The organism is Streptomyces sp. B93 (assembly GCF_018070565.1).
In the GTDB taxonomy this organism is placed as follows: domain Bacteria; phylum Actinomycetota; class Actinomycetes; order Streptomycetales; family Streptomycetaceae; genus Streptomyces.
In genome coordinates this window covers 21,227-36,369 of the sequence record NZ_JAGPXL010000013.1, presented here as the reverse complement: position 1 = coordinate 36,369, position 15,143 = coordinate 21,227, and the positions used below count along the sequence as shown (strand labels likewise).

The 15,143-nt window shown below is 72.0% G+C and carries 16 protein-coding genes and 1 pseudogene; 13 read left to right on the top strand and 4 right to left on the bottom strand.

Annotated elements, in window-relative coordinates:
• Positions 1-175: 175 nt before the first annotated feature.
• Together KBY47_RS15215 and KBY47_RS15210 are read right to left on the bottom strand one after the other, a co-directional pair.
• Positions 176-1,480, bottom strand: coding sequence for an MFS transporter (locus tag KBY47_RS15215; protein ID WP_210921634.1), 1,305 nt, complete (start codon positions 1,478-1,480; stop codon positions 176-178).
• Positions 1,477-2,856 carry a rhodanese-like domain-containing protein gene (locus tag KBY47_RS15210; protein ID WP_210921633.1) on the bottom strand — a complete coding sequence of 460 codons (1,380 nt, stop codon included), beginning with the start codon at positions 2,854-2,856 and terminating at the stop codon, positions 1,477-1,479. Before KBY47_RS15210 ends, KBY47_RS15215 begins: the two co-directional genes overlap by 4 nt.
• Before the next feature lie 76 nt (positions 2,857-2,932).
• Here KBY47_RS15210 and KBY47_RS15205 point away from each other — a divergent pair, with 76 nt between their 5' ends.
• From KBY47_RS15205 to KBY47_RS15185, 5 genes are all read left to right on the top strand, one after another.
• Positions 2,933-3,643, top strand: a complete 711-nt coding sequence (locus KBY47_RS15205) for a metalloregulator ArsR/SmtB family transcription factor (RefSeq protein WP_247694739.1) — start codon at positions 2,933-2,935, stop codon at positions 3,641-3,643.
• Between the two features lie 290 nt (positions 3,644-3,933).
• Positions 3,934-4,521 carry a DUF4262 domain-containing protein gene (locus tag KBY47_RS15200; protein WP_308405164.1) on the top strand — a complete coding sequence of 196 codons (588 nt, stop codon included), beginning with the start codon at positions 3,934-3,936 and terminating at the stop codon, positions 4,519-4,521.
• 633 nt (positions 4,522-5,154) lie between these two features.
• Positions 5,155-5,565: a hypothetical protein gene (locus tag KBY47_RS15195; RefSeq protein ID WP_210921632.1), complete on the top strand. Its 411-nt coding sequence runs from the start codon at positions 5,155-5,157 to the stop codon at positions 5,563-5,565.
• Positions 5,566-5,596: 31 nt separating this feature from the next.
• Positions 5,597-5,944, top strand: a complete 348-nt coding sequence (locus tag KBY47_RS15190; RefSeq protein WP_210921631.1) for a DUF6247 family protein — start codon at positions 5,597-5,599, stop codon at positions 5,942-5,944.
• 11 nt (positions 5,945-5,955) lie between these two features.
• On the top strand, positions 5,956-6,264 hold the full coding sequence (locus KBY47_RS15185) for a hypothetical protein (RefSeq protein ID WP_210921775.1): 309 nt from the start codon (positions 5,956-5,958) through the stop codon (positions 6,262-6,264).
• Positions 6,265-6,606: 342 nt separating this feature from the next.
• Here KBY47_RS15185 and KBY47_RS15180 read toward each other — a convergent pair whose 3' ends face one another.
• On the bottom strand, positions 6,607-7,062 hold the full coding sequence (locus tag KBY47_RS15180) for a MarR family winged helix-turn-helix transcriptional regulator (RefSeq protein ID WP_210921630.1): 456 nt from the start codon (positions 7,060-7,062) through the stop codon (positions 6,607-6,609).
• A gap of 92 nt (positions 7,063-7,154) precedes the next feature.
• Between KBY47_RS15180 and KBY47_RS15175 the strand changes: the two genes are divergently transcribed.
• From KBY47_RS15175 to KBY47_RS15160, 4 genes are all read left to right on the top strand, one after another.
• Complete coding sequence (locus tag KBY47_RS15175; protein ID WP_210921629.1) at positions 7,155-7,814, top strand: class I SAM-dependent methyltransferase; 660 nt, start codon at positions 7,155-7,157, stop codon at positions 7,812-7,814.
• Positions 7,811-8,335: a spore germination protein GerW family protein gene (locus KBY47_RS15170; protein WP_247694738.1), complete on the top strand. Its 525-nt coding sequence runs from the start codon at positions 7,811-7,813 to the stop codon at positions 8,333-8,335. Before KBY47_RS15175 ends, KBY47_RS15170 begins: the two co-directional genes overlap by 4 nt.
• 304 nt (positions 8,336-8,639) lie before the next feature.
• A complete protein-coding gene (locus KBY47_RS15165) occupies positions 8,640-10,745 on the top strand; it encodes a glucose PTS transporter subunit IIA (protein ID WP_210921628.1) in 2,106 nt (701 codons plus the stop codon).
• Positions 10,746-10,851: 106 nt separating this feature from the next.
• Positions 10,852-11,703 (top strand): PRD domain-containing protein, encoded by an 852-nt coding sequence (locus KBY47_RS15160; protein WP_210921627.1) that lies wholly within the window; start codon positions 10,852-10,854, stop codon positions 11,701-11,703.
• Positions 11,704-11,709: 6 nt separating this feature from the next.
• Here the strand turns inward: KBY47_RS15160 and KBY47_RS15155 are convergent, their stop codons facing one another.
• A complete protein-coding gene (locus KBY47_RS15155; RefSeq protein ID WP_210921626.1) occupies positions 11,710-12,105 on the bottom strand; it encodes a hypothetical protein in 396 nt (131 codons plus the stop codon).
• Positions 12,106-12,604: 499 nt separating this feature from the next.
• Here KBY47_RS15155 and KBY47_RS37050 point away from each other — a divergent pair, with 499 nt between their 5' ends.
• The 4 genes and pseudogenes from KBY47_RS37050 to KBY47_RS36565 all read left to right on the top strand — a co-directional run.
• Positions 12,605-13,048 (top strand): peptidoglycan-binding protein, encoded by a 444-nt coding sequence (locus KBY47_RS37050; RefSeq protein WP_210921625.1) that lies wholly within the window; start codon positions 12,605-12,607, stop codon positions 13,046-13,048.
• A 59-nt stretch (positions 13,049-13,107) separates the two neighbouring features.
• Positions 13,108-13,692: a GNAT family N-acetyltransferase gene (locus KBY47_RS15145; protein WP_210921624.1), complete on the top strand. Its 585-nt coding sequence runs from the start codon at positions 13,108-13,110 to the stop codon at positions 13,690-13,692.
• 343 nt (positions 13,693-14,035) lie between these two features.
• Positions 14,036-14,950, top strand: a complete 915-nt coding sequence (locus tag KBY47_RS15140) for an NADP-dependent oxidoreductase (RefSeq protein WP_210921623.1) — start codon at positions 14,036-14,038, stop codon at positions 14,948-14,950.
• 61 nt (positions 14,951-15,011) lie between these two features.
• Positions 15,012-15,140: pseudogene (locus KBY47_RS36565) on the top strand (restriction endonuclease); the annotation flags it as partial.
• Positions 15,141-15,143: the final 3 nt, after the last annotated feature.

Genomic DNA, 15,143 nt, shown 5'->3' with positions numbered 1-15,143 from the left:
CCCTGCCATATGGCCGGAACTAATGCCATGCTGGCGGCGCGTACCACTCCGCCGCACTGGGCGGAGGAGGCGCACCCGGCCGCGCCCTGCAATCCCCCGGCAGAGCGCGGCCGCGCCGCCCTCCCGGCCCTCCCCACGGGAGGCCAGGCGCATGCCCGCAGGGAGCCTGGCGCTGTCACGCCGGTGGGGCGCCCGGCCGGTGCTCCGTGATCCAGCGGGCCGCCAGGAGACCCGAGGCCGCGGTGAGGACGGCGGCGGCGATGACGGTCGCGTTCAGGCCGAGGGCGTCGGCGAGGACGCCCGCGACCAGGGCGCCGACCGCGTAGCCGACGTCCCGCCAGAACCGGTTCTGGCGGGACGTGCCCAGTGCGTTGGCCCGCCAGGCGGGGTGGGCGTGGTCGGAGACGGACGCGATGAGGGCCGGGTAGACCATGGCGGTGCCCAGGCCGAGGGCGACCGCGGACAGCAGGCCCGCGAGCAGGGGCCGCTCCAGCAGGGCGAGGGCGAGGACGAGTCCGGCGGCCTGGACGAGCATGCCGTGGACGATGAGGGGTTTGCGGCCGACGCGGTCGGCGAGGTGGCCGGTGGGGATCTGGCCGAGGCCCCACAGGATGGGGTAGAGGCCCTTGATCAGGCCGACGGCGGCCAGGCCGAGGCCGTGGTCGGTGAAGAGCAGGGGGAAGACGCCCCAGGTGAGGCCGTCGTTGAGGTTGTTGACCAGCCCGGCCTGGCTGGCGCCGCGCAGCGAGCGGTCGCGCCAGGAGGTGCGCGCGAAGGCGGCCTTGAGGCCGGTGTCCTCACCGGTGGGTAGGGGCCGGGCGTGGTGGGCGAGTTCGAGGGCGACGTGGGCGGCGGTGTCGCGCACGACGAGGGCCAGCGCGAGCCCCGCGGCGACGAAGACGACGCCGATGAGCTCGGGGACGGGGCGCAGCCCGTAGCCGGTGGCGAGGTAGCCGGTGAGCAGGGCGGTCACACCGACCGCGGTGTATCCGGCGGCCTCGTTCAGGCCGGTGGCCAGTCCCCGGCGCGCGGGGCCGACGAGGTCGATCTTCATGTTGACGGTCATCGACCAGGTCAGGCCCTGGTTCAGGCCGAGCAGGACGTTCGCGGCGACGATCCATCCCCACGAGGGCGCCCAGGCGAGCGCGAAGGGGACGGGCACGCCGGTCAGCCATCCGGCCACCAGCAGCTGCTTACGGCGGAAGCGGGCGGTGAGCGCCCCCGCCGCGAGGTTGGTGACGGCCTTGGTCAGGCCGAAGGCGATGATGAACGAGAAGACGGCCAGGTCGCTGGTCAGGCCGAACGTCTCGGAACCGATGAGCGGCACGGTGGTGCGCTCCAGGCCGACCAGCCCGCCGACGCACACGTTGACGATGACCAGCAGCGTGAACTGAAGCCGGTTCTCCCGCAGCCCGAGACGCACGGGCCGCCCGGCGCCGTCCGCCGCAGCAGTGGCGGCCGCGGTGGAGGCGCCGTTCACCGGCGGGCGTCCCGCGTGCCCTGGACGAGCCGCTGGCCCCGCGCGGCGGTGTAATCGGCCGGTCCGCCGTCGAGGACGGCGACATCGGTGCGGCCGGCCCGCTCCAGGACGCTGGCGGCGGTCATGGCCCGCTCGCCGTGCCCGCACGCCACGACCGGACGGTGCGGTGCGTCGGCGACGGCGCCGTGCAGGGCGCCGAGTTCGATGTGCACCGCGCCGGGGACGTGCCCGGCGGCGAACTCCGATGCCTGCCGCACATCGAGGTAAGGGCGGCCCGCGGCACGGTCGGCGGTGAGGAACGCGGTGGCCGTCTGCGGATTGCCGTCGGCGAGCCACGCCTCCATGCCACCGTCGAGGCGGCCGGCGAGACGCTCGTAGCCGATCTTGTACGCCTGCCAGACGATCTCGCCCGGGTCCTGGCCCGCGCCGGTGACGAAGACCAGGGGCGCGGTGTCGGGCAGGAGCCAGCCGAGCCAGGTGGCGAACTGCTCGCGCAGCGGGACGGACAGCGAGCGGGGGATGTGACCGGCGGCGTACTCGGCGGCCGGACGGACATCGACGGCATGACCGCCGTCCGCCACCAGGGCCCGGACCCGCCGCGCGGACAGGGCGGGCAGCACGGGGGCGGCGCTCAGCACCGCCGGGCCGCGCCGGTTGGTCTCGGCGAGACGGTCGAAGTAGGCGGGGTAGGTGCCCAGGCCAGCGAGCAGCCGGGTCACGAAGGTGTCCTCGTCGGGTGCGGCGAGCAGCGGGTTGGCCCGCTTCTGCGCGCCGACGGTGGTGGTGCGCCCGGCGCCGGGCGGGGCGGAGCAGAAGGACCCGGCGCCGTGCGTGGGCCACACCGCGGTCTCGTCGGGAAGTTCCGCCAGCCGCTTCAGCGACCGGTACTGGGCGCGGGCGAGTTCGCCGGTGCGCCCGGGCCCGAGGAGGTCGGTGCGGGCGGCGGAGTCCACGAGCAGCGACCCGCCGGTGAACACCCCGAGCTTGCGGGAGCCGTCCAGCAGCAGGAAGGACAGGTGCTCGTCGGTGTGCCCCGGGGTGGCCAGGGCCCGCAGCGTCAGCCCGCCCAGGTCGACCTCGTCCCCGTCCGCCAGCGCCCGGTGCGCGAAGGCCCGCCGACCGGCCACGGAGGCGAGCACCGTCGCCCCGGTGTCATGGCCGAGCTGTACGGCGCCGGAGAGGAAGTCGGCGTGCAGGTGCGTGTCCGCGGCGAACGCCACGCGCAGCCCCCGCCGCTTGGCGCTCGCGTGCAGGGCGCGCAGGTCACGGCTGGCGTCCACGGCCAGGGCGCGCCCCTCACCGAGGTCGAGCAGGTAGGCACTGTTGCCGAGCCCCTCGTCCAGGAGCGGTATGAGGTGATCGTCCGCAAAGCCCACGGCGTCCTCCCGGATCTCGGAAAACGGGGGCGTGTGGTCACACCCTCCCGACCCGTCTACAATAATCCATGGATTTATGGAGGATGTCTTGTCCAAGATGCCGGAGCACGCGAAGAGCGAGACGAAGAGCGAGACGAAGACGCGGCTGTACGAAGCGTTCGCGGCCAGCGGCAAGGCCCTGGCCAGCGGCAAACGACTGGAACTGCTGGACCTGCTGGCCCAGGGCGAACGCACCGTCGACGCACTCGCCAAGGCGGCCGCGCTGAACCTGACCACCACCTCGGCCCACCTGCAGACCCTCAAACAGGCAGGCCTCGTCGCCACCCGCCGAGAAGGCGTACGCATCCACTACCGGCTGGCCGGCGACGACGTCGCCCAGCTGTTCGCCCTGCTGCGCAAGGTCGCCGAAACCCACCAGGCCACCGTGCCCGCAGCCCGCGACGCCTACCTCGGCGAGGACACCGCCGCCGAGGTCAGCCGCGAGGAACTGCACGCACGCATCACCGCCGGGGACGTCGTCGTACTCGACGTCCGCCCCGCCGAGGAGTACCGCGCCGGACACATCCCCGGCGCCCTCTCCCTCCCCGTCGAGGAACTCGCGGACCGGATCGACGAACTGCCCGAGGACACGGAGATCGTCGTCTACTGCCGCGGCGAGTACTGCGTCCTGGCCTACGACGCCGTACGGCTCCTGACCGCCCGCGGCCGCCGCGCGATCCGCCTGAACGACGGCATGCTGGAGTGGCGCCTGTCCCAACTGCCCGTCGAAGCCTCAGATCTGACGTGACAGTCCCGTCGGCGACCTCCCACCACAGCAGGCACTGACGGGCGGCCGGTCTGCTCGAACTGCAACGCCCCCACTGTGGCCGCCCCGCGCGCCGCCGACGCGACGCGGCCACACTTGACCAACTTCGGCAACCCTCCATCGGCCAGCCCTCGAGGCCGCCCCGCCGGGCACTCGCCCAGGCCCGCACCCCAGCCGCGGACCTGGAGCGGCATCGGCCCAGCGAAACCGTGCTCACCGCCTCCCGCCCGAACCCGACCCGCACGCCCCAGCAGTGAAGAGCCGGAGCGTGGGTGGCCGAAGATGTGCAGGGTACTGTCACCGGCATGCCTCCCGACCTCCCTTCCTGCCGCTGTGTGATCTGCCATGACTACGGTGATCGGGAAGAGGCCGGTCCGATGGACCTGCGGACTGTCGAGCAGGTCAAGGAGCATGGCTGGAGCGTGGTCATGGTGCCGGCGGATGACGAAGGCCCCGGCTTCGCGTACACGATCGGGCTCTGGCACACGCACACGGTTCCTGAGCTTGCCGTGTTCGGACTGGGTATCCAGACGATGCACGTGCTGCTCAACTCCCTCGGCCAGGAGGCCGCGGCCGGGGCTCTGCCGGAGGGCGGCAGGGAATGCCACGGCATCATCGAGGACCATCCGGTCGTCCTGAAACCAGCAGATCTGCGCTGGTACCGGGAGTTCTTCGGGCGTGCGATCTCCTTTTACCGCAGACCTCCGATTCCGGTGCTCCAGGCAGTGTGGCCGGACGCCGACGGTCGCTTCCTCTGGCAGTCGGAGGCCGACCAGCAATACCAGCAGTCTCAACCGCAGTTGTGGCTGAAGCCGACTGAGCACCCGCCGGGGGTATGGACGGCACTCGCGGCTGGTTGAAGGTGCGCAGGGACTCCCCGAAGGGCATGCAGGTCAAGCGGGCACATGCCTTCAAGGACGCCCGAGTTCCAGGGCAGAGTGAGGCCGGCCATGACGGCGTCACGGTCTCGGCCAATGCCGGCGGCGAGGGTGTGGAAGCTGGGCAAGTCGTCCTGTCGGAAGCGTCGAGCCAGTCAGGCAGGCGCTCGCCCTGGCGGCCGGTGAGCATGGCCGCGCAGGACCGGCCGTGCCGGACAAGAGCGTCGGGAGTTCACAGCAGTGCATCCGGACGGCCTTGAGTTGGCGGCGCAGCTGAGGTCTCCATCTGCCTCTGTGGCCCACCGCGGCGGTCGCCGGACAGGGGACGCTCTTCAGCGGGGGACCTTCGACGCCGAAGCGTTCGGTCCGGTGCGCCGCTGCCCTGCTCGGGTGTGAGATCGCAGGCATCAATCTGAGACGGCAGCCGGGCCTGCCTGTGTTCAGGGACACGGCCGGCCCTCGGTTGTCGCCCGGCGCGGGGAGAGTGTTGCCGTGTGCCTCACAGGACAGCGGACGCTGTGCGGGGCGCAGCGGGACCTGTCGCACCGATAGAATCAGTACTACCGTTCTCATCGGTAGTTACATACCGCGACGACGTACGGACAGGAGCCTGGTATGCCGGCAGCAGGGGAGAGCGAACGCGCCCCCAACATCGCCAGAACCGTGTGGGAGGCCGCCGGGGCCCGCGCCAGGTCAGAAGGACTGCCCCTCATCTGGATCATGAGCCGGGCTCTCACCGAGTACGCCGCCGGAACCCTCCCCCTGCCTCGGACCGTTCCCGGCGTACAGGCCGGCGGCCGCCGCGGCCGCAGCGTCTTCGCGACCGATGCCGTATGGTCCGCCGCGGACGCACGGCGCCGGACCGAGAACGTCCGGTCCATGTCCGCACTGTGCGAAACCCTCCTGGCCGCGTACGCCCGCGGTGACATCCACTCCTACGCCCGCATGGTCACCACCGCCCAGCGCGACGCCCTCACCCAGCCGCCGGCCTCCGAGGGTTCCGCGTCCCGGCCCGTAGCCGCCTGACCCGTAGGGTCGCCATCAAGGAGTCCGCCCGATGACCGCCTCCACCATCGGCATGCGGGGATCCGTCCCCCCCATGCCCGAACGCACACCCAAAGCGCTGCGCGCCGCCATCGCGCAGCACACCCCCAAACTCCTGCCCGACTTCGACCGCAACTGGCGCGAGAAGATCGCCGAGACGTACGATCTCGCCCCTGTCCCTGCGTTCATGGCCCGCTGGTGGGCCGAGTTCGCCCTCGCCCGGGACCCCCGGCTGGAGTCCGAGGTGCACCGCCTGGAGGACGAGGCGGCCGCCGCCACGGACAACGCCCGCGCCAAGAGCCTTGTCGAACAGGCCGGACGGCTGCGCCGCGAGGCGAGCAAGGCGGAACCCGGCCAGTGACCTCCGCGTTCATGGGCCCTCCGTGGCAGGCCGACTGGACGAAGGAGGCCGAGGACAACAGAAACGCCCTCCCGTCGGCGGCCCGTGCTCTGGTCGACGCCGCCCGGGCCGAACTCGTCATCGCCCGGGACCCCTACTTCCGGGGCATCGACACGGCCGCTGACCTCCCCGACGGCATGAGCGTCGAGCCCGTCCAGTCCAGCCGCCCCGGTGGCGCCCACGTGCTCTATTTCGACCACGGCCGGGGATGGCTGCGGTATGTCTTCACGCCCCGCACGGCCGACCCTCAGATCGTCATCGACGAGTGCGTGTGGCAGTGACCGCATGTGCGAGTGCCTCCCGTCCGGCTGGCTGGACCCGCCCGCGAGGCATGGTGCAGCCGCGCCCGCCGCGGGCCCACCGGGGAGCCAGTCCACCCGCCGGGAATCGGAGGCCGGGCATGCAACGGCAGTACTCCGGCACCGCCGGGCGAACGGCGGACTACGACCGCCGGCCCTCACCCGTCGACCACACCTGCACTGCCCCACATGGCGTTGCAGACGACAACGTCAGGTCGGCGTCAGTCACTACAAGCGGCGCGGCCACAGTCCCTGAAACTGGTCACCAATCAGCACAAGCACCGTTGCAGTACCAGGACCACAGGCCTGAGGAGGCCGCCGCGGTCACGGCCCCCCGGCGGAACCGGCACCCCTGAGCCGCTCGATCACCCGCCCCAGGGAGACGGTGAAGGCATCGAGCTGCCCGGGAGACATGCCGTCGAACAGCACGGCGGCCAGCCCGTCCCGTCCGCCGCGCAGCTCGGCCGTGAGCGCCCGGCCCGCCGCGCTCAGCGAGACGACCGTCGCCCGCCGGTCGGTCGGGTGGGCCTCACGCACGACCAGCCCGTCCTCCTGCAACGCGTCCAGCAGCCCGGTGACGTTGCGCGGCGTGACCCCCAGCCGGTCGGCCAGCACCCGCTGGGTCATCGGCCCCTGGTGGAACAGCGCCCACAGCACCCCGGCCCGCGCCGTGGTCAGGCCGCGCTCCGCCACCCCGCGCCGCATCATCTCGCCCAGCACCTCGGCCAGCTCGAAGAGCCGGTCCAGTGAGACGCTGGCGGAAACGGGACCCTCCGGCATATCGTGAAGTGACTTCACTATGCAGTACCTCCATACACCAGGTTAGCCCCGGCGCCGCCGCCGGGACGCGGCCGCAGAGGGAGACGCTTCCCATGGGACAGCGCACCAGGCACCCGGTCTTCGCCCGCTTCTACGCGAACCTCGCCGGCCCGGCCCTGGAAAGGGCCGGCGTCACGGAACACCGCCGCCGCCTGCTGTCCGGCCTGTCCGGCGAGGTCATCGAGGTCGGCGCGGGCAACGGACTGAACTTCCCGCACTACCCGCCCGACGTGGCACGCGTGACCGCCGTCGAACCCGAACCACGCCTGCGCGCCCTGGCCGAACACCAGGCCCGCGCCGCCCCCGTCCCCGTACGGACATACGACGCCCGGGCCGAGCACCTGCCCTTCCCCGACGCCTCCTTCGACGCGGCGGTCCTCTGCCTGACCCTGTGCTCCGTGGCCGCCCCGCGGGCGGCCCTCGCCGAACTGCACCGAGTCCTGCGGCCGGGCGGCCAACTGCGGTTCTTCGAACACGTCCAGGCCGACTCACCCGCCATGCGGCGGGTCCAGCGCGTGCTGGACGCCACGCTCTGGCCCCGGCTGATGGGCGGCTGCCACACCGGCCGCGACACCCAGCAGGCCCTCACCGCGTCCGGCTTCACCCTGACCTCCGTCGACCGCTTCCCCTTCCCCGCCACCCGCGTCCCGTCCCCGGCCGCGACCCACATTCTCGGCACCGCCCTACGCCCTGACCTGGAAGGCCCCCGATGACCGCCCCGGACACCCCTGAACCCCCCGCCGCCCCGGCGGAACCCCCCGCCGCGCTGCCCGAACGCCCCGCTACCCCGGCCGAACCCCCCGCCGCGCTGCCGGGGGCACCTCCCGCCGCCCTGGCCGACATGACGGCCGCCCACGCCTCGGTCACCCTGCTGGAACGCCTGGCCGACAAGCTCGGCGGCCGGGCCTCGGTGACCGCCGTCTACGGCGAACCCGTGACCGCCCAGGGCGTCACCGTCATCCCCGTCGCCGAGGTCGGCTTCGGCTTCGGCGCAGGCGCGGGACGCGAGGTCGGCAAGGACAGGACCGGCAAGGACAAGAGCGGCGAGGGCGGGGGAGGAGGCGGCGGAGCGGCGGCCAGACCCGTCGGCTTCATCGAGATCAAGGACGGCACCGCCACGTACAAACCGCTCCGCGACCCCTGGACGGACGTCCTCGTGCCCCTCGCCGCCCTGCTGGCCGCCCTGACCGTCCCCCGGCTCACCCGCCACCTCGCCAGGCGCCGCGCTCACTGAGCGACGAGTGCCGAGGGCCGAGTGCCGAGCGACGAGTGACGAGCGAGACAGCGCAGCGCGCCCCACCCCGCCCCCGCCCGCTGCTACAGTGTTGCCTGATCGATCTCGATCGCAGGATTGTGACTCTCCGAGGTCGCCACCGTCATCGCCCCGCGCGGTGCCACGGCCGGTGGACCGCTTGAGGAGAGGCAAGGCCTGGGTAGCGCCGCGTGCGCGACCCGGGCCTTTTTTGTTGCCCGGATCCGGGCGGGAGAGATCGCGGACCTAGGCAGGACGGCAGGAACCAGCGATGCAAGGACGCATCATGAACACCCCCGAACCGGGGCTCGACGGACTGGCGGAGGCAATCCTCCGCGGCGTCGGCGGACCGGAGAACATCGAGAGCCTCACCCACTGCGCGACGCGGCTGCGTTTCCAGCTCCATGACGGCAGCAAGGTCGACCAGACCGCCCTCGACGCCCTCGACGGCGTCATGGGCACGGTGCCGCAGTCCGGGGACCGCTTCCAGATCGTGATCGGCGGCGCCGTCGCGAACGTCCACTCCACGATCGTCAACCTGCCGTCGATGAGCCGCTCCGGGGCGGCCCGCCCGCAGTCCGACGCGGACGTCAAGGCCGCGGTCCGCGCCAAGGGCCGGGGCCGCTTCGCCTGGCTCGACAACTTCTTCGAGTACCTCTCCGACTCCTTCCGCCCCCTGCTGGGCGTGCTGCTCGGCGCCTCGCTGATCATCGCGATCGCCTCCGTCCTGGACGCCCTGGGCGTGGTCGACTTCCGCGCCGAGGACAAGTCGGCCACCTGGGTGTTCGTCGACGCGATGTGGCGCTCGGTGCTGTACTTCCTGCCGATCATGGTCGCCTACAACGCGGCCAAGAAGCTGAAGATCGACCCCTGGGTCGGCGCCACGGTGATGGCCGCGGTGATGACCCCGAACTTCACCGGCATGCTCAACCCCGACTCCGGCATCCCCGGCGTCACCTGCACCACCAACTCCACGCTGGGCACCCAGCAGTGCGTGGCGGAAGTCTTCGGCCTGCCGCTCCAGCTCAACGACTACGGCGGCCAGGTGTTCGTACCGCTGCTGATGGTCGCTCTGCTCGCCCTGGTCTACAAGGGCCTGCGGCGCGTGTTCCCGGAGAACATCCAGCTGGTCTTCGTGCCGTTCTTCAGCATGCTGATCATGATCCCGGTGACCGCCTTCCTCATCGGCCCCCTGGGGGTCTGGGCCGGCAGCGGCATCGGCGAGGGCCTGGCCTGGCTCAACGACAACGCCCCGATCGTCTTCGCGATCTTCATCCCGCTGCTGTACCCGTTCCTGGTGCCGCTGGGCCTGCACTGGCCGCTGAACGCGCTGATGCTCCAGAACATCAACACCATCGGCTACGACTTCATCCAGGGCCCGATGGGCGCCTGGAACTTCGCCTGCTTCGGCGCGACCGCGGGCGTGCTGCTGCTGTCGATCCGCCACCGCGAGCCGCTGATGCGCCAGACCGCCACCGGCGCCCTGGCCGCGGGCCTGCTCGGCGGCATCTCCGAGCCGTCCCTGTACGGCATCCACCTGCGCTTCAAGCGGATCTACCCGCGCATGCTGGTGGGCTGCCTGGTCGGCGGTGTGATCGTGGGCGTCCTGGGCGGCGTGGACACCGAGGCCTTCGCCTTCACCTCCGTACTGACCATCCCGGTGTTCTCCCCGGTGGGCGTCTACCTCATCGCGATCACGGCGGCCTTCGTCACCGCGATGGTCCTCGTCTACGTCTCCGACTACCGCACCCCCGAGGAGCGCGCCCAGGCCAACGCCGAGCGTGACGCCGCCGAGGCCGCCGCCACCGAGACCCGCACCGGGACCGCGGCGGCCGACGACCGCGAACTGGTCACCGTCGGCGCGGCGGCCGCCGGTGCCCCGGCCACCACCACCGCCACCGCTCCCGTCGTCGCCGCCCCCGCCGGGACGACGGGCACCGGCACCGGCCTCTCCGCCCCCGTCGCGGGCCGCGTGATCGGCCTCGACCAGGTCGAGGACCCGGTCTTCGCCTCCCGCGCGCTAGGCGAGGGCGTGGGCATCGAACCGGCCGACGGCCGCGTCGTCGCTCCCGTCGACGGTGAGCTGATCACGGTCGCGGACACCGGCCACGCCTTCGGCATCCGTACCGCGGACGGCGTCGAGGTGCTCATCCACATCGGCATCGACACCGTACAGATGCGCGGCGAGGGCTTCGACGTGCACGTCACGCCCGGCCAGCACGTCAGCACCGGAGACCTCCTGGCCGAGGTCGACCTCGGCGCCGTACGCGTGGCCAACCACCCGACCGTCACCCTCATGACCGTCCTGAACACCGCCGACCTCACCGCGGTCGAGCCGCACACCGGCCAGGACGTCACCGCCGGCACCCCGGTGGTGACCGTACGGCGGTGACGGCCGCGACCGGTCCGGCGCGCCACCCTCTAGCATGACGGGTGCGCGCCGGACCGGAAGAGGCCGCAGAAGGATGGGGGCACGGACGTGAAGGAGGGGGGCGGCGGTGAAGGTGCTGCGTGTCCTCAACAACAATGTGGTCCTCGCGCGCGACGAGAAGAACCAGGAAGTCATCCTCACCGGACGCGGCATCGGCTTCAGCTCCAGCCAGGGCAAACGCGTCGACCCCGCGCTGGTCAAGCGGGTCTTCGTCCCGGTCGACGGCCGTGACCCCGACCACCTGGCCGAGGCCCTCGCCCTCATCAGCGAGGAGGTCCTCCAGGCCGTCGTGACCGCCCTGCACGAGGTGGGCATCGAGGAACGCGAATCCACCCGCCCCACCCTCGCCATCGCCGTCGCCGACCACATCGCGGGCGCGCTGGAACGGGCCGGGCGGGGCATCGTCGTCGAGTACCCGCTGCGCGCCGAGGTCCAGACCCTGTACGCCGCCGAGTACGCCCAGGCGCAGCGCCTGCTGCGGGCCGTCAACGAGCGCGTGAGCCCGAAGCTGGACGCCTCCGAGGCGACCGCGCTCGCCCTGCACCTGGTCAACGCGGGCTTCGTCTCGGGCGATCTGTCCTTCACGTACACGATGACCGGGGTCATCCAGCAGATGCTCGCCGTGGTCCGCGAACGCTACGGCCTTAACGTCTCCGAGGCGTCCATGAGCGCGGCACGGTTCATCACCCACGTGCGCTACCTCTTCGTACGGATCCAGCAGCGGCGCCAGCTCAAGGGCCAGGAGTCCACGATCGGCAAGGGCATCCGCCAGCACTACCCGGAGGCGACCCGCACCGCGCAGCAGCTGGCGACGATCGTCGAACTGCGCCTGGGCCAGCAGCTGAGCGACGACGAGGTCTCCTACCTGGCCCTCCATGTGGCCCGCATGACGATGGACGCCACCGGCGCCGCCACGTAAGGCCCGTCACGGGCAGGTGGCCGCCGTGTCGATGCGGATGCCCGTCACGGTGTACGCGGAGGAGAAGTACGCGGTCTGGTTGGGCAGGACGCAGAGGTACTCGGTGGCGCCGGTGCTGTGGCGGATGTAGCGCAGGTAGGCCCGGTCGTCGTTGCGGGTGTTGCGGACGTAGTCCGCGCCCCGGCTCTGGGAGCCGAGGTTCTGGTAGGAGCTGGTCACGTCCTGGTACGCGGCCGTGGGGCTGGCGTTGTTCCAGTTGCCGGCCGTGAGATAGAAGCAGACCCGGGGCCAGGCGCATCCGTTGTAGTCGTAGGCCGCGGCGCTGGGCGCCGAGGCCAGGGCCGCGGTGGCGAGGCCGGCAGCCGCCGTTGCGACCACGGCCGTTCGCTTCATCATGTCCATGGCCCAGAAGGCTGCTGCGGGAAGCACCGGCTCGGGAGGGGCTTTCCGGCCACCCGAAACCGAAGCACTGCTACGGGCCACACCCCGACCAGGCCCAACCGCACAGCCACCACACCCGCCCACGGCGTCGTCCCAGCTGGGACACGGCCCGCACGCAGCACGCTCGCCGCCCACACCGGCCCCACAATGGCCAGTCCCGGCCGACGCCGGCGGATGCCCCCTCGCCCTCCCCGGCTTGAGGCCCGCACCCGATCCCGGTCCGCAGGTGTCCCGCCACGGTGACTGTGCGGGCGGCGTCTTGGCAGTTCAGCGAGCGGGACGTCCCGGAAGGCGGCCACTTCCGCGCCGCCTGTGGCCAGGCGCCGCGCCGAACCGCCAGCCTCGTCCCGGACCGGGCCGGTGCGGTCGGTCGCCGACCGCGGCGCACCGGGTCAGCGCGGACGCCAGCGCTGACAGCCCCCGTCACTTATGCCCGACACATCCCCCCTTGAGGAGCCTGATGTCTTCCCACGCGTCCCGGAACAAGCCCCGCGCCCTCGCCGCCTTGGGCGCCCTGGCCGCCGTACTCGCCTGCGGCGTCACCGTCTCACCCGCCGCGAGCGCGGCCGGCGGGTACCCGACCTGCAACACCACCAAGGCCGTCTCGATCACCTCCGCCCACTACGTCACGGTCCCCGCCTACGGCAGCTCCAAGACCCTGACCTGCAACCTGGTGCTCAACCGGACCACGGAGAACCCGGCCGTCAAGGCCCTCCAGCGGAGCCTGAAGAGCTGCGAGGGCTACTCCTACCTCGACGTCGACGGCTTCTACGGCCCGCAGACGTTCCTCGCCGTCGAGGACCTCCAGAAGCGGTACGGGATCTCCGCGGACGGCTACTACGGCCCGCAGACCCGCGACAAGATGAGGCACTACAGCCCCACCCTGGGCTGCGCCCGCATCTGACAGCGCGACTCACCAAATTCGCTGTCCCGCCCGCCCCCTGGGGACACAAGATGGGGCGCATGACCTTGCCCACCCCCGTCCTGCACACCGCTCGCCTGCGACTGCGCCCCTTCACCGACGCCGACGCGGCCCCTCTCTTCGCCCTGCACAGCAGCGCCCACGTGCTGCGCTACTGGGACTCCCCGCCGTGGACCGAACCGGCCCGCGCCGAACGGTTCATCAGGATGTGCCGGAAGATGGCGGATGAGGGCGCCGGGGCGCGGGTGGCCATCGACCGCGCCGCTGACGGGGCCTTCGTCGGCTGGTGCGGTGTGACCGGATGGAACCCGGACCACCGCAGCGCGTCGCTGGGCTACGTCCTCGGCGATGCGATGTGGGGCCACGGCTACGCGACGGAGGCCGCGCACGCCCTGCTGCGGTGGGCCTTCGGCACGCTGGACCTCAATCGCGTGCAGGCCGAGGCCGATACGCGCAACGTGGCATCCGCCCGGGTCCTGGAGAAGCTCGGCTTCGTGCGGGAAGGGACGCTGCGGGAGGACTGCGTCGTGAACGGCGAGGTCTCCGACTCATGGGTGTTCGGCCTGCTCAGGCGGGAGTGGCGGCCGTCGCCCGCGCCGGTTCCCGCCCGCGGACAGCGGCGTTGAGCCTGTCTCGGGCAGAGGCGGCTGCCGGTGACGTTTGCCGCCCCAGCCCCCGGCGGTGGTTCCTTGGTCACCGCCGGGGAAGCACCACCTGCGGAGATGTCGGCCGCACGCGGCTCCGACGCGGCCGAGCTGACGGCCCGGCCGCCCACGGCGCCGCGAGTACGAGAACCGCGCCCCCCAAGGCCCCAGCCTGGCCAGGATCACCGGCTTGGCGTTGACCGCCGGTGGGGGAGTTCCGGGCCTCCTCAAACAATCGCTTGGCTAGCCACATAAGCAGTGCTACTTTTATGTGGCTGGCCACGTAAATGGGCCGGTGGAGCACCCCACTTCGAGGAGAGCAGCCATGAAGGCCATCGTTTTCGACACGTTCGGCGGCACCGAGGTCCTGCACGAGGCGGAGATCGACACCCCCCAGCCCGGCCCCGGCCAAGTCCGTGTGCGCGTCCGGGCCGTCGGCGTCAACCCGGTGGACGGCAAGATCCGCTCCGGCGGTATGGAGGCCGTCTTCCCCACCACCCTCCCCGCCGTGCCCGGCGGCGAGATCGCCGGAGTGGTCGACGCCGTCGGCGAGGGCGTCGACCACCTCAAGGCCGGGGACGAGGTCCTCGGCTGGTCCGACACCGGCTCCTACGCCCAGTACGCCCTGGCCTCCGCGGCCGTCCTCGCACCCAAGCCCGCCGCTCTGGACTGGACGCACGCCGCCGCCCTGCCCGTGGCGACCGACGGCGCCGAGCGCGTCCTGGACCTGCTCGCCGTCACCTCCGGTGAGACGCTGCTGATCCACGGTGCCTCCGGGGCACTGGGCACCATCGCCGTCCAGCTGGCCGTCGCACGCGGCACCCGAGTCATCGGCACCGCGGGCCCGGCCAACCAGGAGTACGTCACTTCCCTCGGCGCCACCGCACTGGTCTACGGCGACAACCTGGTCGAGCGGGTCCGTGAGCTTGCCCCCGAAGGGGTGGACGCCGTCTTCGACGCCGCGGGCAAGGGCGCACTGGAGGACTCCATCACCCTGCGCGGCGGCACGGACCGGATCGTCACCACCGCCGACTTCCGCGCCGCCGAACTCGGCGTCGTCTTCGCCGTGGGCCCCCAGCGCCGCTCCGCCGCCCGCCTCGCAGAGCTGGCCCAGCAGGCCGCCGACGGCACCCTCGTCACCACGATCAGCGCCACCTACCCCCTCTCCGAAGCGGCCAGGGCCCAGCAGGCCAGCGACGCCGGCCACAACCGCGGCAAGATCGTCCTCACCGCCGGCTAGCCCGCCCACCCACGTGCTGCGTGATGAGCAAGCAGCCCGCACCCACGCCGCCGACACCGCGGAGGTCGAGGCGGAGATAGCCGCCCTGTGCCTGGCACGACGGCTGCACCGATGTCGAAGTCGTAGGCGGAGCCGGGGACTTGGGCGCGGACGTGGCGGCCTCCAACCCGACGGACGTCGGCTGGTGATCTAG

Coding starts and splice junctions, on each gene's coding strand:
- KBY47_RS15205 (WP_247694739.1), top strand. CDS start 2,933: ATGGAGGATGTCTTGTCCAAGATGCCGGAGCACGCGAAGAGCGAGACG.
- KBY47_RS15195 (WP_210921632.1), top strand. CDS start 5,155: ATGCCGGCAGCAGGGGAGAGCGAACGCGCCCCCAACATCGCCAGAACC.
- KBY47_RS15190 (WP_210921631.1), top strand. CDS start 5,597: ATGACCGCCTCCACCATCGGCATGCGGGGATCCGTCCCCCCCATGCCC.
- KBY47_RS15185 (WP_210921775.1), top strand. CDS start 5,956: ATGGGCCCTCCGTGGCAGGCCGACTGGACGAAGGAGGCCGAGGACAAC.
- KBY47_RS15180 (WP_210921630.1), bottom strand. CDS start 7,062: ATGCCGGAGGGTCCCGTTTCCGCCAGCGTCTCACTGGACCGGCTCTTC.
- KBY47_RS15175 (WP_210921629.1), top strand. CDS start 7,155: ATGGGACAGCGCACCAGGCACCCGGTCTTCGCCCGCTTCTACGCGAAC.
- KBY47_RS15170 (WP_247694738.1), top strand. CDS start 7,811: ATGACCGCCCCGGACACCCCTGAACCCCCCGCCGCCCCGGCGGAACCC.
- KBY47_RS15165 (WP_210921628.1), top strand. CDS start 8,640: ATGAACACCCCCGAACCGGGGCTCGACGGACTGGCGGAGGCAATCCTC.
- KBY47_RS15155 (WP_210921626.1), bottom strand. CDS start 12,105: ATGGACATGATGAAGCGAACGGCCGTGGTCGCAACGGCGGCTGCCGGC.
- KBY47_RS37050 (WP_210921625.1), top strand. CDS start 12,605: ATGTCTTCCCACGCGTCCCGGAACAAGCCCCGCGCCCTCGCCGCCTTG.
- KBY47_RS15145 (WP_210921624.1), top strand. CDS start 13,108: ATGACCTTGCCCACCCCCGTCCTGCACACCGCTCGCCTGCGACTGCGC.
- KBY47_RS15140 (WP_210921623.1), top strand. CDS start 14,036: ATGAAGGCCATCGTTTTCGACACGTTCGGCGGCACCGAGGTCCTGCAC.